General features: G+C 43.7%; 28 protein-coding genes. 25 read left to right on the top strand and 3 right to left on the bottom strand.

Going from position 1 to position 24,293, the window contains the following annotated elements; translation table 11 throughout:
- Positions 1 to 2 precede the first annotated feature (2 nt).
- Genes AC08OG_RS02680 through AC08OG_RS02690 form a run of 3 tightly spaced genes read right to left on the bottom strand, consistent with a single transcriptional unit; the run spans position 3 to position 2,079 of the window.
- A complete protein-coding gene (locus AC08OG_RS02680) occupies positions 3 to 1,067 on the bottom strand; it encodes a PilW family protein (protein ID WP_292356200.1) in 1,065 nt (354 codons plus the stop codon).
- The gene (pilV, locus tag AC08OG_RS02685) at positions 1,064 to 1,534 is read right to left on the bottom strand and encodes a type IV pilus modification protein PilV (protein WP_292356202.1); all 471 of its coding nucleotides are present in this window, start codon (positions 1,532 to 1,534) and stop codon (positions 1,064 to 1,066) included. Before pilV ends, AC08OG_RS02680 begins: the two co-directional genes overlap by 4 nt.
- Complete coding sequence (locus AC08OG_RS02690) at positions 1,528 to 2,079, bottom strand: GspH/FimT family pseudopilin (protein ID WP_292356204.1); 552 nt, start codon at positions 2,077 to 2,079, stop codon at positions 1,528 to 1,530. Before AC08OG_RS02690 ends, pilV begins: the two co-directional genes overlap by 7 nt.
- 329 nt (positions 2,080 to 2,408) lie before the next feature.
- Here AC08OG_RS02690 and flgB point away from each other — a divergent pair, with 329 nt between their 5' ends.
- From flgB to AC08OG_RS02815, 25 genes are all read left to right on the top strand, one after another.
- Positions 2,409 to 2,810 (top strand): flagellar basal body rod protein FlgB, encoded by a 402-nt coding sequence (gene flgB / locus AC08OG_RS02695; RefSeq protein WP_292356206.1) that lies wholly within the window; start codon positions 2,409 to 2,411, stop codon positions 2,808 to 2,810.
- Positions 2,811 to 2,816: 6 nt separating this feature from the next.
- Entirely contained in the window at positions 2,817 to 3,230 is a 414-nt protein-coding gene (gene flgC / locus AC08OG_RS02700) for a flagellar basal body rod protein FlgC (protein WP_292356208.1), read from the top strand.
- Between the two features lie 18 nt (positions 3,231 to 3,248).
- Positions 3,249 to 3,932: a flagellar hook assembly protein FlgD gene (locus tag AC08OG_RS02705; protein WP_292356210.1), complete on the top strand. Its 684-nt coding sequence runs from the start codon at positions 3,249 to 3,251 to the stop codon at positions 3,930 to 3,932.
- Positions 3,933 to 3,944: 12 nt separating this feature from the next.
- Positions 3,945 to 5,228: a flagellar hook protein FlgE gene (gene flgE / locus AC08OG_RS02710; RefSeq protein ID WP_292356213.1), complete on the top strand. Its 1,284-nt coding sequence runs from the start codon at positions 3,945 to 3,947 to the stop codon at positions 5,226 to 5,228.
- A 45-nt stretch (positions 5,229 to 5,273) separates the two neighbouring features.
- Positions 5,274 to 6,017, top strand: a complete 744-nt coding sequence (gene flgF, locus AC08OG_RS02715; RefSeq protein ID WP_292356215.1) for a flagellar basal-body rod protein FlgF — start codon at positions 5,274 to 5,276, stop codon at positions 6,015 to 6,017.
- Positions 6,018 to 6,050: 33 nt separating this feature from the next.
- Positions 6,051 to 6,836 carry a flagellar basal-body rod protein FlgG gene (gene flgG, locus AC08OG_RS02720; protein ID WP_292356217.1) on the top strand — a complete coding sequence of 262 codons (786 nt, stop codon included), beginning with the start codon at positions 6,051 to 6,053 and terminating at the stop codon, positions 6,834 to 6,836.
- A gap of 150 nt (positions 6,837 to 6,986) precedes the next feature.
- Positions 6,987 to 7,694: a flagellar basal body L-ring protein FlgH gene (gene flgH, locus AC08OG_RS02725; protein WP_292356219.1), complete on the top strand. Its 708-nt coding sequence runs from the start codon at positions 6,987 to 6,989 to the stop codon at positions 7,692 to 7,694.
- A gap of 10 nt (positions 7,695 to 7,704) precedes the next feature.
- Complete coding sequence (locus AC08OG_RS02730) at positions 7,705 to 8,802, top strand: flagellar basal body P-ring protein FlgI (RefSeq protein ID WP_292356221.1); 1,098 nt, start codon at positions 7,705 to 7,707, stop codon at positions 8,800 to 8,802.
- A 6-nt stretch (positions 8,803 to 8,808) separates the two neighbouring features.
- The gene (gene flgJ, locus AC08OG_RS02735; RefSeq protein ID WP_292356223.1) at positions 8,809 to 9,780 is read left to right on the top strand and encodes a flagellar assembly peptidoglycan hydrolase FlgJ; all 972 of its coding nucleotides are present in this window, start codon (positions 8,809 to 8,811) and stop codon (positions 9,778 to 9,780) included.
- Between the two features lie 31 nt (positions 9,781 to 9,811).
- A complete protein-coding gene (gene flgK / locus AC08OG_RS02740; RefSeq protein ID WP_482930032.1) occupies positions 9,812 to 10,633 on the top strand; it encodes a flagellar hook-associated protein FlgK in 822 nt (273 codons plus the stop codon).
- The gene (locus tag AC08OG_RS02745) at positions 10,630 to 11,202 is read left to right on the top strand and encodes a FlgK family flagellar hook-associated protein (RefSeq protein ID WP_482930517.1); all 573 of its coding nucleotides are present in this window, start codon (positions 10,630 to 10,632) and stop codon (positions 11,200 to 11,202) included. Before flgK ends, AC08OG_RS02745 begins: the two co-directional genes overlap by 4 nt.
- A 14-nt stretch (positions 11,203 to 11,216) precedes the next feature.
- Positions 11,217 to 12,122: a flagellar hook-associated protein FlgL gene (gene flgL / locus AC08OG_RS02750; RefSeq protein ID WP_292356227.1), complete on the top strand. Its 906-nt coding sequence runs from the start codon at positions 11,217 to 11,219 to the stop codon at positions 12,120 to 12,122.
- 36 nt (positions 12,123 to 12,158) lie between these two features.
- Positions 12,159 to 12,926 (top strand): glucose-1-phosphate cytidylyltransferase, encoded by a 768-nt coding sequence (gene rfbF / locus AC08OG_RS02755; protein WP_292356229.1) that lies wholly within the window; start codon positions 12,159 to 12,161, stop codon positions 12,924 to 12,926.
- A complete protein-coding gene (locus tag AC08OG_RS02760; RefSeq protein WP_482930033.1) occupies positions 12,926 to 13,465 on the top strand; it encodes a GDP-mannose 4,6-dehydratase in 540 nt (179 codons plus the stop codon). The genes rfbF and AC08OG_RS02760 overlap by 1 nt, the downstream gene beginning before the upstream one ends.
- Entirely contained in the window at positions 13,366 to 13,989 is a 624-nt protein-coding gene (locus AC08OG_RS02765) for an NAD-dependent epimerase/dehydratase family protein (RefSeq protein ID WP_482930518.1), read from the top strand. The genes AC08OG_RS02760 and AC08OG_RS02765 overlap by 100 nt, the downstream gene beginning before the upstream one ends.
- Positions 13,986 to 14,543 (top strand): dTDP-4-dehydrorhamnose 3,5-epimerase family protein, encoded by a 558-nt coding sequence (locus tag AC08OG_RS02770; protein ID WP_292740786.1) that lies wholly within the window; start codon positions 13,986 to 13,988, stop codon positions 14,541 to 14,543. Before AC08OG_RS02765 ends, AC08OG_RS02770 begins: the two co-directional genes overlap by 4 nt.
- Complete coding sequence (locus AC08OG_RS02775) at positions 14,540 to 15,766, top strand: class I SAM-dependent methyltransferase (RefSeq protein WP_292356234.1); 1,227 nt, start codon at positions 14,540 to 14,542, stop codon at positions 15,764 to 15,766. Before AC08OG_RS02770 ends, AC08OG_RS02775 begins: the two co-directional genes overlap by 4 nt.
- Positions 15,763 to 16,608 (top strand): NAD-dependent epimerase/dehydratase family protein, encoded by an 846-nt coding sequence (locus AC08OG_RS02780; protein WP_292356236.1) that lies wholly within the window; start codon positions 15,763 to 15,765, stop codon positions 16,606 to 16,608. The genes AC08OG_RS02775 and AC08OG_RS02780 overlap by 4 nt, the downstream gene beginning before the upstream one ends.
- A gap of 24 nt (positions 16,609 to 16,632) precedes the next feature.
- Positions 16,633 to 17,655: a radical SAM/SPASM domain-containing protein gene (locus AC08OG_RS02785; RefSeq protein ID WP_292356237.1), complete on the top strand. Its 1,023-nt coding sequence runs from the start codon at positions 16,633 to 16,635 to the stop codon at positions 17,653 to 17,655.
- Entirely contained in the window at positions 17,655 to 18,842 is a 1,188-nt protein-coding gene (locus AC08OG_RS02790; protein ID WP_482930034.1) for a glycosyltransferase family 4 protein, read from the top strand. Before AC08OG_RS02785 ends, AC08OG_RS02790 begins: the two co-directional genes overlap by 1 nt.
- Positions 18,843 to 18,933: 91 nt before the next feature.
- Complete coding sequence (locus AC08OG_RS02795) at positions 18,934 to 20,139, top strand: FkbM family methyltransferase (protein WP_292356239.1); 1,206 nt, start codon at positions 18,934 to 18,936, stop codon at positions 20,137 to 20,139.
- Positions 20,129 to 21,148, top strand: a complete 1,020-nt coding sequence (locus tag AC08OG_RS02800; RefSeq protein ID WP_292356241.1) for a radical SAM/SPASM domain-containing protein — start codon at positions 20,129 to 20,131, stop codon at positions 21,146 to 21,148. Before AC08OG_RS02795 ends, AC08OG_RS02800 begins: the two co-directional genes overlap by 11 nt.
- Positions 21,149 to 21,153: 5 nt before the next feature.
- Positions 21,154 to 22,317: a class I SAM-dependent methyltransferase gene (locus tag AC08OG_RS02805; protein WP_292356242.1), complete on the top strand. Its 1,164-nt coding sequence runs from the start codon at positions 21,154 to 21,156 to the stop codon at positions 22,315 to 22,317.
- Positions 22,318 to 22,345: 28 nt separating this feature from the next.
- On the top strand, positions 22,346 to 23,449 hold the full coding sequence (locus AC08OG_RS02810; protein ID WP_292356244.1) for an FkbM family methyltransferase: 1,104 nt from the start codon (positions 22,346 to 22,348) through the stop codon (positions 23,447 to 23,449).
- Positions 23,450 to 23,483: 34 nt separating this feature from the next.
- Positions 23,484 to 24,278, top strand: coding sequence for a cephalosporin hydroxylase family protein (locus AC08OG_RS02815; protein ID WP_292356246.1), 795 nt, complete (start codon positions 23,484 to 23,486; stop codon positions 24,276 to 24,278).
- Positions 24,279 to 24,293 lie beyond the last annotated feature (15 nt).

The raw sequence follows: 24,293 nt of genomic DNA on the forward strand, positions 1-24,293 counted from the left end.
ATTCATGATGTGCGATTGCGTAGAACAATAGTTTGAGTAAAGACGCGTCTCAGTCGGCGGTCATTAGCAGCAGGAGTAATAGTGGCACCATTGAAGTAATAATCCTGGGGTCCATCCACTACCAGATTGTTTTCCAGACTCACCATTAAAAGACTTATACGAACACTGATTACGTTTGCCCAATTTCCTACTGCATTTGCTGTTCTGTAATCATCTACAGAAAAGTCCTGATTAGTATCAACACCGTAGAGAATTTCCATTCTCTCAACGCCTTCAATAAGCTCCTGAGATGCGTTATCCAGCACTTTTTGATAAAGAGAAGGACCCGAAGCGCCTTGTCGAATATAAAAAGTATTTGCAGAATAAGTATTTAGCCAACCACCACCAAAGTTATCACCTAAATTAGCTGAAGAATTGCCGGGTGAACCCACACCAGCTGCATGTTCTATTGTTCCTGAAGAAGGATCATTGGTAATTTGAAAGATGGCGGCACTATCACAGGTCGTAACCAAAGCAATATTGCTGCAAGTAGCTTCATAGTCTGGACTGGCAGGATCAGGGTCACATGGTGTAAAAGTATTGTCGGTACCGGTTTCAAGTGGCGCAGTAAAGTCAGTGCCATCATGATCGATAATATTTGCATGACCAGAACTAACAGTGCGAATTGTAATGACATCTGACCCAGCGAGAGCATTACCACTAATCGTTGCATCAAGTGCCGGATTAAATGCACCGTTTGTACCTTCACTACCTTCAATGGGTATATCCAAACGCCATAAATAAGCGTTAGCACCATTTAATACATTTTCTAAGGGGCGTTTGTCCTGTTCCACATTGGCATTTTGGTTCTGTAAAGAATCACATCCTCTATAGCCTGAATTAAGCATTATTCGGCTGATATGGTGCAGTGCAAAACGGCCATCTTCCTGCATTCGCGCTTTTGCTTCCTGAACACGATATACTTGACGATTATTAACGAACAATTCAATTACGCCCGCAACTAAGATCAGTCCCAAAACGATGGCTACCATTAATTCAACCAGGGAAAGGCCGCGTTGATTATTCATAAAGCTCCTTCCATCGTTAATGTTTTAGTCGCTAATTCGTTGTAGTTGATATTGTTGGCATTATCTCCTATATGTATGTCACGCCATTCAATTGTGATAGTACAAATGAACTCATTTAAGTTATTAAATGCTGGACAGTTAATGCCGCCTGTACCTCCAGGTAAAGCATTGGAGAGACTTGTTCTCCATTCATGAAGATCCTGGTTAGAAACATTACCTCCAGCGTTGGGTATACCATCTGTAGTGGCAATGACATAAAGACCATTTTGACTCGCTACTCGATTTGCTCGCATACGATTCAGAATATCAGATGCATATAAGGATGCCTGAGTACGAAGATCCGCACTTTGATTGGTTTTTAAAGCGGTTATCTGTAAATGGGCCAAACCTAGCAAACCCACAGATAAAACAAATACGGCAACCATTACTTCCAACAAAGTAAAGCCAGATTGTTTTATTTTCAGCATGCTGCTCCCTCCCGCACTTGCATGCGGCCCGCATTATTGAAAACAATATTTCGCTGATTTGCGTTTGGAGTACACAGCGTAAAAGTTCCCATTGGTAATCCTCCACCAGAGCTTAAAACCTCTCCAGAGGGGCTGAAGGCTATCCAATCCTGATATTTAGCGTCTCCGGTGAGGGTGAGATTGTTTCCCAAAGAATCATAAATTCTCAGGTAGCAGTCTTGTCCCTCTACACTGCAGTCGGTAGCATTTGCGTTACCATCAAATGTTTCATTTCGATTCCAGTCAGTGAAAATTCTCCAACCGCCATGCCATTCACCAGCAGCATTGCCATTACGGAGCATGGTGACCTGAACTCCCCGACGTATTGCTTCGCTTTTGGCGAGCTGTAATGAACCTAAAAAATTATTGGCTTCAGTGGCCAGACGATTATCACGAATCATTGCATTAAAACTTGGGGCAGCAATTGAAACCAAAATAATGACAACAACCAGTGTGATCATTAATTCGATCAGTGTGAAACCATTATTTGCTGCAAACTTTTTCACTTGTTGACGCTCCTTGTAGGTCTTTGTTTTTAACGCTAAAACTATTGTGGGTCAAGCACTTATGCTGCTTGCCCGCCATCTATTTTTTAAATACGTGAGCCAGTTGGCAAATGTATCGTCCCTGACAGGTTTTTCTTCAATTAATACCTAAACAAGCCATGGATTATATCAGCAGTATTCCGCTGGTTCAGTGGAGTGGCAACAGCTTGCCGCTTTGCTTTTTATAGCTTGCCGCAGAACGTTTAAGTGATTGATTAATATTGATAATAAATTGTGGCATGCAAGATGCTTAGGTGATTTCAAGTAAATGATTGTTGTGGAGAAACAGCATGCCGATAAATTTTGATTCTGCTCTTGGGATTCATGCCGATGCTTTGCGTATCAGGACACAGCGGGCAGAAATGCTGGCGACTAATCTGGCCAATGCAGACACGCCAAACTTCAAAGCGAAAGATATGGATTTTCAATCGGCATTGCAAATGGCGGCAGCAGGACAAAAATCTGCCGCTTTGAGTACGACTCATCAGAAACATATTGCCGGTAACAACGAAAATCCATTTGAAGCCGTAACCCAGTACCGGACAACGATGCAAGACTCATTGGACGGTAATACTGTGGATGAACAAGTGGAGCAGGCACAGTTTATGCAAAATGCCGTTCAGTACCAGGCCAGTCTTGAATTTTTAGGCGGACGTTTCCAAGGCCTGACCAAAGCGATTAAAGGAGAATAATCTGCCATGTCATTATTTAACATTTTCGATATTGCAGGTAGTGGAATGAGTGCACAATCACTGCGCCTCAATACCACAGCCAGTAATCTGGCTAACGCAGACAGTGTCAGTAGTAGCGTGAATGAAACCTACCGCACCCGGCAACCAGTTTTTTCCACGGTACTGGATGATGCACAGCAAGGATATAAGGCCGGTTCTGTTCAAGTGTTAGGGATAACAGAAAGTCAGGCTCCGATTCGCCAGGAATACAACCCGTCTCATCCTCTGGCAGATGACAACGGATATGTTTATCACTCAAACGTGGACGCCATTGCAGAAATGGCAAATATGATGTCGGCTTCTCGTTCATACCAGAACAATGTTGAGATTGCCAACACTTCCAAACAATTGCTGCTACAGACATTGCAGCTTGGCAAATAACCGCAGGGAGTCATAGAAATGGCAATAAATGGTGTGAGCGACAATCCCTATGCTTTTCTCAACAGTAAAAGTACAACAAGTACTACAGAAGAGAAAAATGATCCTGGCAAGTTGCAAATGGAGGATTTTATGTCCTTGATGACCACGCAGCTAATGAATCAGGATCCGCTTAAGCCAATGGAAAGCGGAGACTTCCTCGGACAGATAGCTTCCTTTAGTACGGTAAGTGGTATCAGTGATTTACAAGATTCATTTGCTAATTTTGCTAATGCGATGCAGTCAGACCAGGCGTTGCAGGGCTCTTCTCTTGTAGGGCGTTCGGTATTGGTTCCTTCGTCAATTGGTGTGATGACTGCTGACTCACCGATGCGCGGACAAATTAATGTGGCAGATCCTGTTTCTAATCTGGAACTCAAGGTTTACAGCGAAACTGGTGAATTAGTCAGAACCATTCCGATGGGGGCCGCTTCAGGCTATACCAATTTTGAGTGGGATGGTTTGAATAACGATGGTGAAGCGTTGCCTGAAGGCGTCTATCAATTTACCGCCACGGGCACTGTAGATGGACAAAACACGGCATTTGCCACGGCTGTCATGGCCAAAGTCGATAGCGTATTAGTTGGCTCTAATGGTCAGGGATTAACCATAAATCTGGCCGGTATCGGTTCGGTGCCATTCAGTGAAGTTCAAGAAATTATTTAAGGGGTAAACATCATGTCATTTAGTACAGCATTAACAGGCCTCAATGCCGCCACTGCCGATTTGAATGTGAAATCAAACAATATCGCCAATATCAATACCATTGGCTTTAAAGGTTCACGAGCAGAATTCGGTGATGTTTATGCCCTGTCAACATTCGGGAACAGTAATACGGCCATCGGTACGGGTGTCGTGCTGAACAATGTGGCACAACAATTCAATCAGGGAAATCTGGAAGTGACCAATAATTCGCTGGATTTGGCGATTAGTGGTAATGGGCAGGGGTTTTACGCATTGAAACCCGCTCTGGATACTGAACAGGTTTTATATAGTAGAGCTGGTGCATTTAATATTAACCGCGATGGCTACATCACCAATAGTTCTGGACAATATTTATTAGGTTTTCCGGTCAATGCTGATGGCAGTGTTTCGTCTACCGCTTTGGGTGGAACGGATCCGATTCGGTTGCCGGTTGCTGCGGGTGTCCCTCAAGCCACAACAGAAGTGGATATTGCAGCAAATCTTCCTTCAACTGCTACAGATATTGATCCAGTCGCGACACCCATTGATCCTAATGATCCAGAAACCTATACCAATTCTACCTCCAGTAATATTTTTGATTCTTTAGGTAATGAAAGTACATTGACCTATTACTATCAGAAAACCAATGTTGCTAATGAATGGAACGTACAGGTTTATATTAATGAACCCACTGGCAGCCAGACTATACTTGAATTTGCTCCAGGCCAGGATACCAAAACACTGACCTTTGACCCGGCTTTAGGTGGGGCTTTGGATGGTGGGGTAACACCAACGGAAACTTATACGTTTTCCGGGTTGAGTAGTGGTGCAGTTGATTTGAGTTTTGAAATTAATTTTGCTGGTTCAACCCAAAACTCAGCCGCCTTTACCGTGTTGGATACCGATCAGAATGGTTTTCCCACCGGCCGGCTGACAGGCTTGGATATTGATGATACCGGCTTGGTACAGGCCCAATATTCAAATGGTCAAACCACTAACGTTGCCAAAATTGTATTGGCGGACTTTCCTAACCCTCAAGGGTTAAAACAGATTGGTAATACTGCCTGGGAAGCGACATTGGATTCAGGCGATGTGCGGATTGGTGAAGCAGGCACAGGCAGCTTTGGTTTGATTCAGTCAGGTGCACTGGAAACCTCAAATGTCGATTTGACTAAAGAGCTGGTTGGCTTGATTACTGCACAGCGTAATTTCCAGGCAAACTCAAAAGCGATAGAAACTAATAATGCCATTACCCAGACCATCATCAACCTGCGTTAATCTCGCTGAGTTGTTTGATATGCATATAGAAAAAAGAGGCTAACTATGGATCGCATGCTGTTTATCTCAATGAATGCGGCTCAGCAAACCATGCTGGCGCAGGCGACCAATGCCAATAATCTGGCTAACGTTAATACCACGGGCTTTCGAGCTGACTTGGAACAGTTCCGTTCCATGCCGGTGTTTGGCGAGGGTTTGCCCACCCGTGTTTATTCAATGACAGAGCGTCCAGCAACTGATTATCAGCAAGGCAGCGTACAGTCAACCGGTCGTGAACTGGATATTTCTGTTCAAGGCGAAGGCTTTATTTCTGTCATGGGCAAAGATGGTCGTGAAGGTTATACCCGTGCAGGGGACTTACATGTTACCGAGCTGGGGCAATTAGTTACCGGCACGGGGTTGCCGGTAATGGGCGAGGGTGGACCTGTTGCCATTCCACCAGCAGAAAAAATTGATATCGGTGCTGATGGCACAATTTCCATTCGCCCGATTGGTGGTGCTGAAAATGAGTTGGCAGTGATCGATCGAATCAAGCTGGTCAAGCCTGACCTGCAAAACGTTTTTAAAGATCAGGATGGTTTGCTGCGTATGTCGGATGGCACCGAAGCACCGTTGGATGCCACAGTTAAAGTTGCCTCTGGAACCATTGAAGGCAGCAATGTGAATGCTGTGGGTGCTTTGGTCAATATGATTGAACTTCAGCGTAAATATGAAATGCAAGTCAAAATGATGAGCACCGCAGAAGAAAACAGTGCCGCATCGGCACGCTTGTTGCAACTAAATGGTTAGTAACAGAGCAATAGTGTTTTTAGGAGAAACTTTATGAACCAGGCATTATGGATTGCGAAAACCGGGCTTGATGCTCAGCAAACACGGATGTCGGTGATTTCAAATAATCTGGCGAACGTGAACACCACAGGGTTTAAACAGGATCGTGCAGTATTTGAAGATCTGCTGTATCAGACAATTCGCCAACCCGGCGCGCAAACGACTACCGATAATCAACTACCTTCCGGTTTAATGATTGGTACCGGTGTTCGCACAGTTGCCACCGAAAAATTGCATACTCAAGGCAACATTATCCAAACAGATAATGCCCTGGATGTCGCCATTGATGGTCGGGGCTATTTTCAGATCCTGATGCCTGATGGCGATCTCGCCTATACCCGTGATGGGACATTCCAAATTAATTCCGATGGCGATATGGTGATGTCTAACGGCTATCTTCTGGATCCCGGCATCAATATTCCAGATGACGTGCAAAGCGTTACCATTGGTGCCGATGGCACTGTCAGCGTAACGCAGCCCGGGGATAATGAACCGACTGTCATTGGCGAAATTGAATTGGCTGACTTTGTGAATCCTGCTGGTTTGCAACCCGTTGGTGAAAATCTGTTTAAAGAAACCGGTGCAAGTGGTGTGCCTATTGTCGGTACGCCCACACTGGATGGTTTGGGACGAGTCATTGGCGGAGCTCTGGAAACCTCAAACGTCAATGTCGTGACCGAGCTGATTAATATGATCGAAACCCAACGTGCGTATGAAATGAATTCAAAAGCCATTTCCACAGCCGATCAAATGCTGCAGTACGCTAGTCAAAATCTATAACAATATTGTAAGCGCCCCGACATTACAGCTGATGTAGTTCGGGGCTTTTATATGTCTGGTAGGGAGATCCAGTTTTCTTGGATTAAAACACAATTGTGGCATGGACTCTGCAAGCTCAATTTTATAGATATGTTTGTTCCGGAGATCCATATGAAATTCATTTACCGACTATTGGGAATCACTTCGCTGATTTTGCTTTCCGCCTGTGTCAGTAATGAAGTAAAACGTGACCCGGCCTATGCTGCAGTGCGGCCGGTGGCTACTGCTCCAGTAGAACGAAACGATGGTGCTATTTTTGACACGCGTAGCAATATTACCTTGTATGAAGATTATAAAGCTCGTCGGGTCGGCGATATTTTGACAGTACGTTTGCAAGAACGGACCGATGCGGAAAAAGAGGCCACCACGACAGTTGATAAAACCAGCTCCAATAATATTAACAATCCAACGATATTTGGTACTACCCCTCAATTCAGTCTTCCCAGCGGCCTCCCTTTGGCTAATACGGATGATAACAATCTTGCTTTTAGCACAGGTGCTAATAGCAGTTTTGAAGGGGAGGGCGAAAGCGAACAAAACAACTTCCTTACCGGTGATATCAGTGTGTCTGTAGTGGAGGTGTTGTCAAACGGCAATATGATTGTGCGTGGTGAAAAAGTGGTCACTATTAATCAGGGCAATGAGTATGTTCGGTTAACCGGCATGATTAGCCCCCGTGATATTGATGCCACCAATACCATTTCGTCTATTCGAATTGCCGATGCTCAAATCACTTATGTGGGCGATGGACCGGCAAATGATTCCAATGCGATGGGCTGGCTTAGCCGGTTCTTCATCAGCGCGTTAATGCCTTTTTGAGGTTAGCAAAATGAAAACTCTTCTAAATACCTTTTTTGCCGCTTTTTTGCTGTTGATAATGACGACCGCTGAGGCTGAGCGAATCAAGGACTTGGCCTCCATCGGCGGGGTACGGAATAACCAGCTAGTGGGATATGGTTTGGTGGTGGGCCTTAGTAGAACCGGTGACAAGACGGCTTTTACCGGGCAGACACTGAGAAGTATGTTGCGTGAAATGGGGGTGACCTTACCCGCTGGTGTTAATCCGAAAAGTAAAAATATAGCGGCAGTTTCTGTCCATGCTGATTTGCCGCCTTTTGCTAAACCTGGCCAAAACATTGATGTTACTGTGTCATCACTGGGCGATTCCAAAAGTCTGCGTGGCGGCAGCTTGATCATGACGCCGTTAAAAGGTGCTGATGGTGAAATATATGCCATGGCTCAGGGTAATCTGGTGGTGGGAGGCTTTGGTGCTGAAGCGGGCGATGGGTCTCGTGTGACCGTCAATATACCTAGTGCAGGGCGAATCCCCAATGGCGCGACAGTCGAGCGTACCGTTCAGAATGCCCTAAATGTTGGTGACCATATCATCCTGAATTTACATCAGGCAGATTTCACCACAGCGAGCAGATTGTCGGATGCCATCAATCAGACATTGGGACGCGGCACAGCGAGTTCTATGGATGCAGCATCCGTCAGGGTCAATGCGCCGAGAGATCCTAATCAACGTATTCCATTTTTATCGTTAATTGAAAACCTCGAACTGAGCCCTGGTGAGGCTCCAGCTAGAGTCGTCGTCAATTCACGTAGTGGTACCGTGGTGATTGGTCAGAATGTTCGTGTCAGTCCTGCTGCGGTAACCCATGGCAGTTTATCTGTCACCATTTCAGCAGATCCTGAAGTGTCCCAACCCAATGCTTTCTCTGCTGGGCAGACTGTTATCACACCCAACTACGATATTGAAATAACAGAAGAAAATAGCAGGATGTTTGTATTTAACCCTGGTGTGTCACTGGATGAAATTGTCCGTGCAGTGAATCAGGTGGGTGCTGCCCCGGGTGATTTAGTGGCAATTCTTGAAGCATTAAAACAGGCTGGTGCCTTGCGTGCTGAATTGGTCATCATCTAATCTGTCATGACGATTCCTTCTAATATTTCGCAAAATGCAGTTGACTTTCATGGTTTGAATCAACTGCGTGAATCCGCCATTAAACCGGGGAATGAGGCAAGTACTCTGCGACAGGTGGCGGCGCAGTTTGAAGCGCTCTTCACGACGATGATGTTGAAAAGTATGCGTCAGGCGAGTTTGGCAGAAGGTATTTTCGATTCCAATCATAGCAAAACCTATCGTGAAATGGCCGACCAGCAATTGGCAATGGATTTGTCGCAACGGGGAGGGCTTGGTTTACAGGATGTCATTGTTCGGCAATTAGGTGGTCAGACAAATACCAATGCGAATATGCCCTTGCCAGGGCAAACGTTTAGCATTGATACGGTGACTATTCGACAGGATTTACGACGTGCAGTGAAAGAAATTCATGAAAATGCTCAGGATGCAGATAGCAAAGAGATCTTATCCGGCACGGAACACAAAAACTTTCCCCAGCGCTTTAAAACGCCTGAAGAGTTTGTTAACCACCTGTGGCCACTGGCACAACAGGCAGCCGACAAAATGGGGACGACACCTGAAGTTATTTTGTCTCAGGCGGCACTTGAAACCGGCTGGGGGCGATATGTCTTAAAAGATGGTGAGGGACAATCCAGTTTTAACCTGTTTAACATTAAAGCGGATAGCCGATGGGATGGGGATTTCGTTGCTAAAAATGCGCTTGAATATCGTGATGGTAAACCCATAGCCGAGCAATCACGTTTTCGTTCTTACGATGATTATGCTCAAAGTTTTGAGGATTATGTCAGCTTCCTTCAGTCGCAACCCCGCTACCGAGAAGCATTAAAACATGTTGGTGATCCGGAAACCTTTGTAGAAAAATTGCATGAAGCCGGCTATGCAACCGATCCGCAATATGCTGACAAGATTAAACGCATTATGAATGGCGATACACTGGCACAGATTTCGCATAAAAATATTCAGAATCTGGGGTATTAACCTAGAAAACAGCTCGCAGGGGATTATCTAAATGAGCATGCTGAATATCGGTAGTTCGGCGTTATTAGCCGCCCAAAATGCATTAGCGACCACCAGTAATAACATCAGTAACGTTAATACGGCTGGGTATTCGCGTCAGCGTACCGATCAAGGTACACAGCCAGCCAATTTTGAAGGTGGTTACTACATTGGCAATGGTGTTGGCGTCACCGGAGTTGATCGTATCTTCAATCAATTTCTGGTCAATCAACTACGCACCTATACCTCTGCTGAATCTCAGCAAGACGGTTTTTTGACATTTTCCAAACAGGTTGATGATCTGCTTGGCTCTTCTTCACTAAGTATCAGTGGCGGGTTGGAAGCGTTTTTCAATTCTGTTCAGGAAGTTGCCAATGATCCAACGTCGATTGCCGCCAGACAGGTTATGCTTACACAAGGTGACTTGCTGGCCAACCGGTTTAATACGATGGACAGTCAACTGGGCGAGTTGGACAGACAGATTGATAACACTCTCTCGGCGTCAGTCAAGGACATCAATGTGCTTTCTCAGGGGATAAAGGATTTAAACCTCTCTATTTCTGAGTCCCTGGCTGCTGGTTACAACCCCAATGATTTGCTGGATAAACGCGATAAATTGATTGGCGACTTGTCGGAATTGGTCTCGGTGAATGTAGTCGAGCAGGATAACGGTGCAGTAAATGTCTTTATCGGTAATGGACAAGGGCTTGTGGTCGGTAATAGCCGGGTTGAACTGTCAACGATTGCCGACAATAGTACCAATCCCCCCGTATTGCTATCGGTTATGGTCCCTCACAAATTAATATTACCCAGCAGCTTAGTGGCGGTGAAATAGGCGGTGCTATACTGGCAAGAACGGATGTCGTGGATAGTACGCGTGCCGAACTGGACATATTAGCCGAATCGATCGTGACCGCATTTAATACTGCTCACAGTAATGGTGTCGATCTAAACGGCAATGCCGGCACAGATTTCTTTGATGCTACTGGTACGACAGCCGCTACTATAAGTATGAACATTACGGATACGCGATTAATTGCCGCATCCTCTACCACCGATCCAGGCGTGGGTAATAATGAAAATGCACTGGCCATGGCGGCATTGCAAACCGATAAGACCACCGTGATACTCAATCCCGGCCCTCCTGTGATTTCTCGCTCATTCAATGATCAATATGGCTCAATCGTTTCTCAAGTGGCAACTCGCACTAATCAAGCAACTGTCTCTCAGGAAACACAAGCGGGGCTGGTGAGTCAGATCCGTCAACGTTCTGAGAGTGTATCTGGGGTCAATCTGGATGAAGAGGCGGCCAATCTGATCAAGTTTCAGCAAGCCTATCAAGCGGCTTCGCAAATAATCACAGTATCGAATACCGTGTTTAATTCGTTAATTAACGCATTTTAGGAGATTAACCACCCATGCGTATCTCCACAAACAGCATAACTCAACAAGGCTTAGAGGCCATGCTGAGACAACAGAGTGAATTGGCTAAAACCCAATTACAAGTTTCATCAGGTAAGCGGATTCAAACACCGTCGGATGATCCCATTGGCGCCGTCAAAATGCTGGATTTGCAAAGACAAATCGGTCTGTCGCAGCAGTATCAAGACAATGCTGATGTCGCTGATAGCCGCTTGAGCACGACAGATGGCACATTAAAAAGCGCCGGAGATATCATGCAACGTATTCGTGAGCTGGCAGTGCAGGCGCTGAATGATACCAATAGTACTGAATCACGTCGGGGTATTGCCGAAGAAATAAATCAATTAAATGAAACACTGGTCGCTTTGGCTAATACGACAGATTCAAATGGGGAATATCTGTTTTCCGGTTATCAATCTGATGTGCAACCATTTGATACCACAACCTATGCCTATAACGGGGATGGGGGACAACGACAATTACGTGTCAGTGATGGTTATCTGGTTGCGATCAATGAACCTGGCGATGATTTATTTATTACTCAGACAGTCGCTGGGCCCAATCAGGCCATTTTCCAAACCATTGAGGATTTTACCGCTGCACTTTCCAGCGGAACGGTAGGTACCGCACCGAATGATGGCGAATTTCTCGCAAATATGGACTACGCCATGGATGCTTCTCTCGATGCCCGTACCCGCATTGGTACGCGGCAAAATGCAGTAGAACAACAACGTGAAATCAATGACAGTTCACAGTTCAGTATGACCACAACGCTTTCTCAAATAGAAGATCTCGACTATGCTGAGGCAATTACACAATTAAATTTAAAATCAGTGGGTTTACAGGCAGCACAGCAAGTTTATGTCAAAGTGCAGGGGTTATCTTTGTTTAACTTTTTGTGAAACACTTAGACGCAACTTAATCACAGTAGATTAACTATGAAAGCAGTCATTCTTGCCGGTGGATTAGGCACCAGAATCAGTGAAGAGTCTCATCTAAAACCCAAACCGATGATTACCATTGGTGGCAAACCGATTATCTGGCATATTATGAAACAGTATTCTCATTACGGTGTGAATGAGTTCATTATTTGTCTGGGCTACAAAGGCTATGTCGTAAAAGAATATTTCGCCAATTATTTCCTGCACATGTCAGATGTGACCTTTGATATGGCCAATAATGAAATGCAAGTCCATGAAAAGCATGTAGAACCCTGGAAAATCACGTTGATTGAAACAGGGGAAGACACCCAAACGGGTGGACGTTTGAAGAAAGTAAGAGATTATATTGGCAATGAGACCTTTTGCTTCACTTACGGTGATGGCGTTTCCAATATTAATATTCAAAAATTGATTGAGTTTCATCAATCACACGGCAAATTAGCCACAGTTACAGCTATTCAACCGCCGGGTCGATACGGCGCACTTAATTTGAATAGTGAGAGAGTTGAACAGTTTCAAGAAAAGCCAGCAGGTGATGGTTCATGGATCAATGGCGGCTTCTTTGTGCTCGAACCAGAAGTTATGGATTTTATTGAAGGTCCAACGACAGCATGGGAAGAATCACCGCTAAAAAAACTGGCAGATCAGCAGGCGTTAATGGCCTATCGCCATACGGGATTTTGGAAAGCAATGGATACGCTCCGAGATAAAGTCAGCCTGGAAAATTTATGGCAAACCACGGCTCCATGGAAGGTTTGGGAGTAATGTTTGCTGATATTTATCGTAATAAAAAAGTATTAATCACTGGTCATACCGGGTTTAAAGGAAGTTGGCTGACATTTTGGTTATCCCAAATGGGGGCCAAATTATATGGCATTGCTTTGGAGCCTGATACTGAGCCCAATCATTGGGCTTTATTAAAGCTCGATATTGAACAAAAGCTCACTGATATCCGTAATTATCAAACTTTATCAGAAATTATTTCGGCCTGGCAGCCTGACATGGTTTTTCACTTGGCGGCTCAACCCCTTGTCAGGATATCTTATAGTGAGCCTCTCGATACTTGGTCAACCAATGTAATGGGTACGGTTAACCTGTTAGAGGCATGTCGTCACGTACCTTCGGTGAAAGCCATTGTGGTTATCACCAGTGATAAGTGTTATGAGAATCATGAAAAAAAGATGGATACACGGAATCCGATCGTCTGGGCGGTCATGATCCTTACAGTGCTTCCAAAGCGGCGACAGAACTGGTGGTTGACAGCTACCGAAAATCTTATTTTGAGCAGCAAGGTGTTTTATTAGCTTCTGCCCGGGCAGGGAATGTTATTGGTGGAGGAGACTGGTCGGTAGATCGATTGATCCCTGATGCGGTCAGAAGTGTCACGAAAAAAATTCCGTTAGAAGTTCGGTCTCCAGAATCCTCAAGACCATGGCAACATGTTTTGGATTCCTTGAGTGGTTATTTGTTACTAGGACAAAAATTATGGGAGGGAGAGCAATCTAGTGCTCAGGCCTGGAATTTTGGTCCGGTTTCCGGGCAAATTGCCACAGTGAGTGATGTGTTGGAGTCTATTCATGTTCACTGGCCAGCATTTACATGGCATATTGCAAAGCAAGACGCACAGCATGAGACTATCTGTCTGGGGATAAATAGTGACAAAGCACGTAAGCAATTAAGTTGGACACCCGTCTGGGACTTAAATAAAGCCACAGAAAATACAGCGCTTTGGTACAAGAAATTAGTTGAAGAAGGTTTGGTGGCTACAGCAATTCAATGGCAACACTACATTGAGGATGCCGACAAAGCTGGTGTTTGCTGGCTATGACAATGCAATGGATATCGCTGGATATAGCTGACGCTTTTGTAATCAAACAAACGTCTTTTACAGATCAGCGAGGTGAGTTTTCCAGATTGTTTTGTCAGAAAATATTGGCCCCTATCCTTGGCCAGCGCGAAATCAAACAAGTGAACTTCAGCAGGACAACCACTAGAGGGACTGTTAGGGGACTGCATTATCAGCGCTCTCCTGAAGCGGAAATGAAGTTTATCCGTTGTATTCAAGGTGCTGTATGGGATGTGATGGTGGATTTACGGCCTGACTCACCAACATTTCTCCAATGGCATGCAGAAGAATTAAGTCAGGAAAACGATACGATGATCGTCATTCCGGAAGGGTGTGCTCACGGTTTTCAGGCATTAGCGGCAGAAAGTGAATTGATTTACTTTCATACCGCTTTTTATTCCGCAACGGCTGAAGCGGGGGTTCATGTTCAAGATCCTGATTTAGCGATCGATTGGCCGCTGCCGGTAAATAACTTGTCGGTAAGAGATTCCGAATTACCTACAGTGGCGAAGTGGTTAAAGGATTTATCTGGATGAATTGCCGGCATTGTAAAATACCATTAACACATATATTTCTGGATCTTGGCGTTGCCCCACCCTCGAACGCCTATTTAACGGCTGAGCAACTCACCCAGCAAGAAACAAAATTTCCATTAAAACTGTATGTGTGTGATCGCTGTTGGTTAGTTCAGACAGAAGATGTCACGGCGGCTGATAAATTGTTTACAAATGATTACGCCTATTTTTCTTCAGTTTCTCAGGGCTGGTTATCGCATGCTGAACGCTACTGTCATCAGATTATCCAACGCCTGCAGCTGGATCAGAATAGTTTGATTGTCGAGGTCGCGGCGAACGATGGTTATTTATTAAAAAACTTCGTGGCTGCAGCGATCCCTTGTTTAGGTATTGAGCCTACTGACAGTACTGCTGACCATGCCGAAAAATTGGGGATCCCCATCCTTCGTGAGTTTTTTGGTCAGCAACTGGCACAAGAACTCACTGAACAAGGTAAACAGGCTGACCTGATCGTTGGTAATAACGTTTATGCACATGTACCGGATATAAACGATTTCACAGCGGGATTGAAGACTCTGCTGACAAATGATGGAACCATTACTCTAGAGTTTCCACACTTGCTCCAGCTCATTCAGCATCGACAGTTTGATACGGTTTACCATGAGCATTTTTCCTACCTCTCTCTTAACACTGTATGTCAGATCTTTGACAAGGAAGGATTAAGAGTTTTTGACGTAGAAACACTACCAACCCATGGCGGTAGCTTACGAATTTATGCCTGCCATGCAGGTGATAAACGCAGTACACAGACGGCTGTCAGCAATTTATTAGCAAAAGAAAAAACGTTTGGTTTATCCAACCTGAGTACCTATACCGGATTCCAAGGGTATGCCGAACACATTAAACAACAGTTAATTGAATTTTTAACCGAACAAAAGCGATTGAATAAATCGGTGATAGCGTACGGTGCAGCAGCAAAAGGTAATACATTACTCAACTATGCTGGTATCTCAACTGATTTACTGCCATTGGTTGTAGATGCTGCAGCATCAAAACAAGGCAAATATCTTCCTGGTTCGCACATTCCGATTTTAGCTCCCGACCAAATCAGCTTAAAAAAACCGGATTTTGTACTGATTTTACCCTGGAATATTGCTGAAGAGGTGATACAGCAACAGTCACATATCCGAGAATGGGGTGGCCAATTTGTGACGGTAATTCCGGAACTGCAAGTTTCATCATGAAATTACTGGTGACAGGCGCGACCGGTTTTATTGGAACCCATTTAATCATTCAAGCGCTTGGACAAGGTCATCAGGTTACGGTAATTACACGAGATAAATCGAATGTTCTCAATAGGGATTGGGGGCATCAGGTCGGTATTATTGAAGTTGACATAGAGAACCCCGAGACTAAGTGGCCTGACACAATAGCCAGTCATGATGTACTTATTCATTTAGCGTGGAGTGGTCTGTCAAATTATCAACAAAGCTTTCATCTGGACGTTGTTTTACCGGCACATAAGCAGTTTTTACAAACCATGATTGAGGCTGGAATCAAACATATTCTGGTGACGGGAACCTGCCTTGAATATGGCAAAAAAGAAGGAGAACTCACGGAATCTATGCCGGTATTTCCAGATGTTCCGTATGCTCAGGCTAAAGATAATCTTCGGCAATGGCTGGTTTCTTTGCAGAAACAGCGACCTTTTACACTGCAATGGTGTCGCTTGTTTTATATGTATGGCTCAGGTCAACATGCTAACAGCCTGTTATCTCAATTAGAGAAGGCGATTGAAAATGGCGATCCTGTTTTTAACATGTCTGGAGGTGAACAGGTAAGAGATTATCTGGCGGTTGAAACGGTGGCGCACTATTTGCTTAAAGTCATAGAACGACAAGAATGTAACGGTATCCTCAATATATGTAGTGGCGAGCCGATAACTATTTTAGAACTAGTGAAACGGTTTATAACTGCACGTCAAAGCAATATAGAACTTAATCTAGGATATTACCCATATCCAGATTACGAAGCTATGGCTTTTTGGGGTAATGCAGACAAATTAAAACAATGGATAATATCTTGAATTATTTGAGATTAGGGGAAACAAATGAAAGCTGAAGTTAAACCTAGAATTAATCTGGAGGAGCGCACTCCTTTACAGGATGTCATCCCTTTAGCTACGCCGATGATCCTATTTGTTGATCCTGCCAGTGCTTGTAATTTTGAATGTACTTTTTGTCCAACAGGCCACAAAGATCTGATTAAAGATACTGGCCGTTTTGTTGGCAGAATGAAGTTCGAAGTATTTCAAAAAGTGATTGATGATCTGGCGGGTTTTAGTCAGCCGATAAAAGTGCTGAGAATGTATAAGGATGGCGAACCATTATTAAATAAAGAAATGGCGAAGATGGTCGCTTACGCCAAACAAAGCCCGTTTGTGGATTATATTGATACCACCACCAATGGCTCTTTGATGACCCCTGAGCGAATGGGGCCAATCCTTGAAGCCGGCTTAGATAAAATTAATATCTCTGTTGATGGCATGAACAAAGAGCAGTACAAAAAATTCACCAATTTCAATTTTGATTTTGAACAGTTTGTTGAAAACGTCAAATGGTTATATGCCAATAAAGGCAATTGTGAAATTGTGATGAAAATTCCCAAAGAGTTGATCACTGAAGCACAGCAACAGGAATTTTTTGATGTATTTGGCGATTACTGTGATCGTATTTCCTTGGAAAACTTTGCCCCTTGTTGGCCACAATTTGATGTCGAAGAAAAAACCGGAATAAAGATTACAGAAGGCATTTATAACCAACCGATTACCCGAACTGATACTTGCCCTTACATATTTTATGGTATGTCAGTCAATGCTGATGGATTGGTCAGCTCTTGTTTCCTTGATTGGGAGCGACGCTTGATTGTCGGTGATGTGCGTGAGCACAGCTTAAGAGAAATATGGAATTCGACAGAGTTTAACGATTTACGGCTTCAGCACTTGGAAGGAAGACGCAACGAACATCCTGTCTGCAATAATTGTGGTCAGCTGACGCACTGTCTGCCTGACAATATTGATCCTTACCAACCTGTCTTACTCGAACGATTCAAGGCACATTTGGCGAGTCGGTAGTGAAAGTAATTCACCTCACTCCACATCTGGGAGGAGGCGTTGGACGGGCATTATCAGGGTTGCTCCAACCATCGGAACATCATGTGGAACATGTGTTTGTTTGTTTAGAGCAGGCTGAAAAAGATCACTTTATAAAGTTGATTATCGCTTCGGGCCATCAGGTGATAGTTGAACCTGATGAACAACAGCTAAAACACCTGATAACCGAGGCAGACATTGTACAATTGGAATGGTGGCGCCATCCAAAAACGATTTCGGCTTTATTGAAATGCTGTCATCTGCCAATGAGGCTGGTGGTTTGGTGCCATGTTTCCGGTTTGTATAATGAAATTATTCCTGAAGCACTAGTTGAAATATCTTCACGCTTTATTATGACGTCAGCCTGCACTTATCAGACTGAATCAATACAGTCTCTGCTAGAAGTAAATAACAAGAAGTTGGCAGTTATTCATAGTAATAATGGTCTGGAACATTGGCCTATATCGGCGGCCTGTCATCCCCAAAAAAACTTGTCAGTAGGTTATCTTGGAAGTTTTAACTTCGCTAAATTGCATCCAGACTACATTTATTATCTGGCTAAGGTTGAATTAACACCGTTCACAGTGACGATGATTGGCGACGACTTTAATGCCGACACGTTGATGGCACAAGCGAAGCGTTTAGGCCGAACTGATTTGTTAATGTTTACTGGTTACATCCATGATGTCGCCAAATCTTTAGATAAAATTAATGTTTTGGCGTACCTACAAAATCCGAGACACTATGGAACGAATGAAAATGCCTTGCTGGAAGCAATGGCAATGGGCATCGTGCCAGTGGTGTTAAATAATCCGGCTGAATGTGAAATTGTGGAACACGGTAAAACCGGACTGGTGGTCAATGATCAGGCGAGTTTTGCTGAAGCCATTCTATGGCTACACCAGCATCCTCAACAACGAACAGAAATGGGGGAAACGCGTCGGCGTTTGTTCGTGACCGACATGCATCAGGGAAAATGCAACGAGCCTTTGATGAACAATACAACTTGGCTATGCAAATGCAAATGCAAAAGCAGGCAATTGCTTTTGATAACGTTTTTGGCGAAACCCCCGCTCAATGGTTCTTATCCTGTCAACAGCAAGCAGAATTGTTTAAAAATGATGGCTTTGTTGAGCGCCCAGAAGATGATTTTTTGCGTCCCAGTATGATGGAGGAGACCAAAGGCTCTGCAATACATTTTCATCGATATTTTCCGCAGGATGAATTGCTTGCGAAATGGGCTGGAGGAGTCGCTTCCTTATGCTGAGGCGATTTGATGCATTACCCGATATGGCAATGGTCAAACAGTTGCTGCAACAACTGGTAAGGCAAACGCTTGCCGATCCAAGCCGTCATGTGGATAAGCCACTTGTGTTTTACGGGGCCGGGAATTTGGGCAGGATGGCTAAAGTTTATTGTGATCGACTGGGCATTAAAATTGAAGCTGTGGTGGATCAGCAAGCGGATCAGCATCAGCAGGATCCCTTTTGGCAAGATGTAACCTTACTTCTTCCCGAAGACGTACCATTACAGTTAAAACACTCATCTTTATTAGCTATATGTGTTGCTAATGCGGTGTTTTCTCATTTACAGGAAACATTGACTGAACAGGGGTGGCAAGATGTGGTGCACTTCTATGATATTAGCGAAGCTTATCGCGATAAGCACCCACTTAGTAATGGTTGGTTTTGCGCTCAGCTATCAACGGAAGAGGCGGAACAGATTTCGACTGTGATGGAGCAGTGGAATGATCCTCAGTCTCGTGCTTACCACCTTCAGTTCATTGCCTGGCGGCACCTTCGCCAAGATTGGTTGTTTGCTGGGGCTGAAATGCAACCAGAGAACCGCTATTTGATTCCAGAAGTGAAGTCCGTCGTGCATCAGCAAGAGGTTATTGCTGATATTGGTGCTCACCAGGGAGAAACGTCTTTATTGCTTCTGGATGCTTTCAATTATCACTATAAGTCGTTATGGATATTTGAACCTGATCCTGAAAATCTGTCCCTGATAAAGTCGAAGCTGGCAAAACTCATCAGTCGAGACCATGACCAAGTTCATCTGTATGGTACAGCCTTGTCAAATGTTTCAGGGATGCGTCAATTTTTTGCTGGCGCGGGATATGCATGTCAGCTTAGCGAAATCGGTGATACTAGCCTTAGTGTTAAGACATTTGATGCCTTTGACGTGCCGGTAACCTTCATGAAATTACATTTGGAAGGGGAAGAGTTGAATGTGTTGCAAGGGGCTGAAAAAACATTGCGTAAACATCGACCCATTGTGACAAGCACGGCGTATCACAACCGTTTAGGACTATACAAAATGGCAGCGTGGTTAATTAAAACATTAGACAATTACCAGTTCTTTTTTCGTCTACATAGTGGTTGTGGCACAGGCGCTGTAATTTACGCGATACCATCGGAACGTTATCAGCGAACCAATAATGCTGGAGTCAATAATGAAAGCTGAAGTTAAATCAAAACTCAATCCAGAAGACAGGGTTGAATTGCAGAATGTGATTCCGTTAGAAACACCTTTCCTGCTGTATGTCGATCCTTCCAGTGCCTGTAACTTTCGTTGTCAGTTTTGTCCGACTGGTCACATTGATTTGATTAAAAACTCAGATTACAAACGAAGTTTGATGGGGTTGGGGTTATTCGAAAAATTAATTGATGAGCTCGCCGAATTTTCGCAGCCACTGAAAGTCATGCGGATGAATAAGATCGGTGAACCTTTATTAAATAAACAACTTGCAGAAATGATTGCTTTAGCCAAAAACAGTGGACGGGTTCAACATATTGATCTTGCCACCAATGGCGCTTTATTTACGGAAGAATTGCTGACAAAAATGATTACAGCGGGTTTGGACCGTCTGAATATCTCATTGGAAGGCATTAATGCTGAGCAATATCTGCAACACGCAAAAGTAAAAATAGACTTTCCAGAATTCGTCAGAAAAATCAAATGGCTTTATGCGAATAAAGGTGATTGTGAAGTAACCATAAAAGTCCCTGGTAACTACCTTAGCCCTGAGCAGCAACGCGAGTTTTACGATACTTTTGGCGAGTATTGCGATCGAATTTTTGTGGAAAGCATCGCCCCAATTTGGCCTGAATTTGATATTGAAGAAAGAAGTGGCTTTGAGGTGCAGATGGATCAAGGCCAATATCAGCAAAGTCTCGAAGAAAAAAGTGTGTGCAGTTATCTTTTCTACGCCATGGCCGTGAATGCCGATGGAACCATCAGTGCGTGCTGTCCCGATTGGGATCAAAAACTGGTCATTGGCGACTTAAAGCAGCAAACCATAAAGCAAATCTGGAATTCTGAAAAAATGCTGGAGCTGAGAGTTCTGCATTTGGAAGGTCAGCGAAAGACCAACCCGATTTGTCGTAACTGTGGCCATATTAAATACGCCCAGGTGGATAATATCGATCGCTACAAAGAAGTGCTGCTAACCAAGTTAAATGCAAGTAGGTAAAGTACGTGAGAAAAGATGAAATTTGTCCAGCTTGCCTGGCAGAGACCCATCATTTGACCGATTGGGAATATAGTGGTCTTGATGCATCAATCTTTAACTATACCGCACAATGGCATAGCTGTGATAACTGCGGATTAGTCTATGTCGCAAATATTGATGATGAGACTCTGGCTCAATTTTATGCCAATGAATGTAGTTATTTTGAAAATGACCATTTTGATATTACTTCGCCCGAAAATGTGACTAAATATCAGCACTACTATGATTTTTTAGCGAAGGCTGGTTTGGAACACACACCTATTACGGATATTGGGTGTGGTCGGGGCGGGTTTTTGCAATGGCTAAATAAACAAGGTTGGCAAGCCAACTGCATTGGGGTGGATGTGGATTTAAAAAGCATGCCTGTTAGCCAGGATAACAGTGATAATTCACCCATTAGTTTTCAAACTGGCGGCGCTTTATCGTTGCCATTTACCGTTAGCAGTCAGCGTTTATTGACGTATTTTCATGTCTTGGAACATATTCATGATTTAGATTCTGTTCTTAAAAATGCTCATAACGTTTTAATGGACCAGGGACATATATTGATTGAGGTTCCAGATGCAGAAAACTATGCCCAACAACCGATAGGCACAGCATTCTGGATGGGCATTCGTGAACATATCTACCATTATTCAGCACAATCATTGAATACCGCGTTAAACCTGCATGGTTTTGAAATTGTTTCCTGTCAAAGAGCGATGTTGCCGACGCCGGAATTTGAGTATCCTTCGCTGATGATTTTAGCCAAAAAAACTGAGCGTCCTTCCCCGGCTGTATTTGAGCTAACCGATAATATTGCAAACTATGTGTCTTCTGCACAGCGTGCGCTGAACGACCAGGCAGAGACACTTATCAGTTTAGCGAAGCAGCATTCTCAACTGACAATATGGGGGCTTTCAACGCAATTATTCAGTCTATTGCCGAAATTAAACGGAATTGACTACCGGTTGTGTGATGCCAGTAAACAAAAACAGAAAAGTCATTTTCAGCAGCAATCTATATACGATCCGAATGAGATTCAGCCGGAAGCATTACTGGTTATCGCTCCATATTTACATGCTGAAAAAATAGAAAATGCTGCTTTGTCCCTGGGTTGGTCCCCTCGGTCTATTTATCGATTGCAATAAATGCTAAAAGCCAAGAATGGAATATGAAATGAAATATAAATCGGAAGGTGTTCTTGAACTAGTTAAAAACTTGGCCCCTCTAGTGGATGAAATAGATCAAAATTTTATCAATGGTGGTGTGATCTATGGTGCTGGATTTGTAGGCACATGGGCGTGTGAGCATCTGCAGAACCTTGGGGTGAAAGTGGACGGTTTTTTAGATAGAGATACTAGAAAAACAGGTTCAAAAATACATAACGTTTTAGTTAAGTACCCTGAGCAAGCAGAAATAGAAAAAGTCCCCGCCATGCTTATTGCAGCAAGACATGTAGTGAAACAGGTTGCTGATGAAATGAGCAATTATGATTTCCCTGTCATGTCATTTGATGGGTATTTTGTGGTAAAAAATTACGCTAGATTAGCGAGTGTTAGAGATAATTTTTTTCAGGATGAAAAGTCCATCGAAACCTTTAATGCCTTGCTCATCGCCATGTTGACCGGTTCGGTTGATAGTTGCCTGCAAGTGATGGAAAAAGACATGTATTTTGGCTTGCCTGAATTTTCTGGCAATTTTGATGAAATATTTGTCGATGCAGGTGCGTTTGTTGGCGATAGTGTAGAAAGGTTTATTTGGGAAAACCTGGGGACTTTCAGACATCTTTATGCGTTTGAGCCAGGCTATAAACAGTTTGTAGCAATGACCAAAAGAATGGAAAGGTTAGTGCAGGAATGGGCTATTGATGAAAGCAAGGTTTCATTAGTAAAAGCCGGTCTTTCCTCTGAACAAGGACGTATGAATTGTACTTTTGTAAATGATGATCCGCTTCGCCATGGTTTAGCCGAGGCTCCAGATGAGGCTACAGAAATTGATGAGCGTATTAGCTCAGCAGTATGGACCTTAGATGCTTATCTTGCAGGAAAACCCATTACATTTTTAAAGGCGGATGTTGAAGGGATGGAAATGCCTCTCCTCAGGGGCGCTGAAGAAACGATCAAGAAATATAAACCCAAAATGGCATTGTGTGTATATCACTATCCAAGCGATCTTTATGAGATTGCTGAGTATGTCAGACAACTTGTTCCAGAATATCAATTCCGTTTACGTCAGCATGCCCCGCTTTTTGGTGATTTTGTTTTGTACTGTCACGTATAGACGATAGCGATTGTAATTAAAGGTTAAAAAAAGCATGGAAAAAACGCCGTTAGAACAATTTAAACAAGATATTACCGATCGTGTCCGTCAATATCCTGACAATCAACCATTACAATCAGCCTCTCAAGAGTTTTTTAACCAGATTGGCATTGGAAAAGCAGATTATGTTTATAACTTTACCTGGTTAGGTGTGCCGATAATCCAGATACCTCAGGATTTATATGCTCTTCAGGAAATTATCTGGAAGGTGAAACCCGACTTGATAATCGAAGCCGGTATCGCTTGGGGAGGAACCTTGATCCATAGTGCATCAATGCTCGCTATTCTGGAAGCATGTGACGAAATAGACAAAGGCCATGTGCTGGGAATAGATGTTGAAATCAGACCCCATAATAAAGTCGCTTTGGCCAGTCATCCCTTGAGTAAAAAAATTACCATGCTAGAAGGCTCAAGCATTGATGAGAGCATTATTGCTCAGGTAAAAGAGTTTGCGAAAGATTACAAAAGGATCATGGTGTGTCTTGATAGTAATCATACGCATGATCATGTTTTAGCCGAGCTTGAAGCTTATGCCCCCTTAGTGAGTCCGGGCAGTTATTGCATGGTAGGTGATACGGTAATAGAGGATGCTCCAGACGATATGACGTCTCAACGCCCCTGGGGAAAGGGAAATAATCCCAAAACGGCTGTTTGGGCCTATCTGAAAAAACTTGAAACGGAATCAGTTGAAGCAGCAGATGGAGAAAGACTGATGTTTGAAATGGATAAAGAATTAGAACATAAAGTGGTGCTGACAGGATCGCCAGATGGTTATCTGTTGAGAAAGTAAACTCATATAGTCCAA

This window comes from Methylophaga sp. F7, from assembly GCF_056863975.1.

Excerpts from the sequence above, each read along its gene's own strand:
- flgJ (WP_292356223.1), top strand. The coding sequence starts at position 8,809 with ATGACGATTCCTTCTAATATTTCGCAAAATGCAGTTGACTTTCATGGT.
- AC08OG_RS02730 (WP_292356221.1), top strand. The coding sequence starts at position 7,705 with ATGAAAACTCTTCTAAATACCTTTTTTGCCGCTTTTTTGCTGTTGATA.
- flgC (WP_292356208.1), top strand. The coding sequence starts at position 2,817 with ATGTCATTATTTAACATTTTCGATATTGCAGGTAGTGGAATGAGTGCA.
- AC08OG_RS02770 (WP_292740786.1), top strand. The coding sequence starts at position 13,986 with ATGACAATGCAATGGATATCGCTGGATATAGCTGACGCTTTTGTAATC.
- AC08OG_RS02810 (WP_292356244.1), top strand. The coding sequence starts at position 22,346 with ATGAAATATAAATCGGAAGGTGTTCTTGAACTAGTTAAAAACTTGGCC.
- flgF (WP_292356215.1), top strand. The coding sequence starts at position 5,274 with ATGGATCGCATGCTGTTTATCTCAATGAATGCGGCTCAGCAAACCATG.
- AC08OG_RS02815 (WP_292356246.1), top strand. The coding sequence starts at position 23,484 with ATGGAAAAAACGCCGTTAGAACAATTTAAACAAGATATTACCGATCGT.
- AC08OG_RS02800 (WP_292356241.1), top strand. The coding sequence starts at position 20,129 with ATGAAAGCTGAAGTTAAATCAAAACTCAATCCAGAAGACAGGGTTGAA.
- flgG (WP_292356217.1), top strand. The coding sequence starts at position 6,051 with ATGAACCAGGCATTATGGATTGCGAAAACCGGGCTTGATGCTCAGCAA.
- AC08OG_RS02780 (WP_292356236.1), top strand. The coding sequence starts at position 15,763 with ATGAAATTACTGGTGACAGGCGCGACCGGTTTTATTGGAACCCATTTA.
- AC08OG_RS02785 (WP_292356237.1), top strand. The coding sequence starts at position 16,633 with ATGAAAGCTGAAGTTAAACCTAGAATTAATCTGGAGGAGCGCACTCCT.
- pilV (WP_292356202.1), bottom strand. The coding sequence starts at position 1,534 with ATGCTGAAAATAAAACAATCTGGCTTTACTTTGTTGGAAGTAATGGTT.
- AC08OG_RS02760 (WP_482930033.1), top strand. The coding sequence starts at position 12,926 with ATGTTTGCTGATATTTATCGTAATAAAAAAGTATTAATCACTGGTCAT.
- rfbF (WP_292356229.1), top strand. The coding sequence starts at position 12,159 with ATGAAAGCAGTCATTCTTGCCGGTGGATTAGGCACCAGAATCAGTGAA.
- flgE (WP_292356213.1), top strand. The coding sequence starts at position 3,945 with ATGTCATTTAGTACAGCATTAACAGGCCTCAATGCCGCCACTGCCGAT.
- flgL (WP_292356227.1), top strand. The coding sequence starts at position 11,217 with ATGCGTATCTCCACAAACAGCATAACTCAACAAGGCTTAGAGGCCATG.
- flgB (WP_292356206.1), top strand. The coding sequence starts at position 2,409 with ATGCCGATAAATTTTGATTCTGCTCTTGGGATTCATGCCGATGCTTTG.
- flgK (WP_482930032.1), top strand. The coding sequence starts at position 9,812 with ATGAGCATGCTGAATATCGGTAGTTCGGCGTTATTAGCCGCCCAAAAT.
- AC08OG_RS02680 (WP_292356200.1), bottom strand. The coding sequence starts at position 1,067 with ATGAATAATCAACGCGGCCTTTCCCTGGTTGAATTAATGGTAGCCATC.
- AC08OG_RS02705 (WP_292356210.1), top strand. The coding sequence starts at position 3,249 with ATGGCAATAAATGGTGTGAGCGACAATCCCTATGCTTTTCTCAACAGT.
- flgH (WP_292356219.1), top strand. The coding sequence starts at position 6,987 with ATGAAATTCATTTACCGACTATTGGGAATCACTTCGCTGATTTTGCTT.
- AC08OG_RS02775 (WP_292356234.1), top strand. The coding sequence starts at position 14,540 with ATGAATTGCCGGCATTGTAAAATACCATTAACACATATATTTCTGGAT.
- AC08OG_RS02795 (WP_292356239.1), top strand. The coding sequence starts at position 18,934 with ATGCTGAGGCGATTTGATGCATTACCCGATATGGCAATGGTCAAACAG.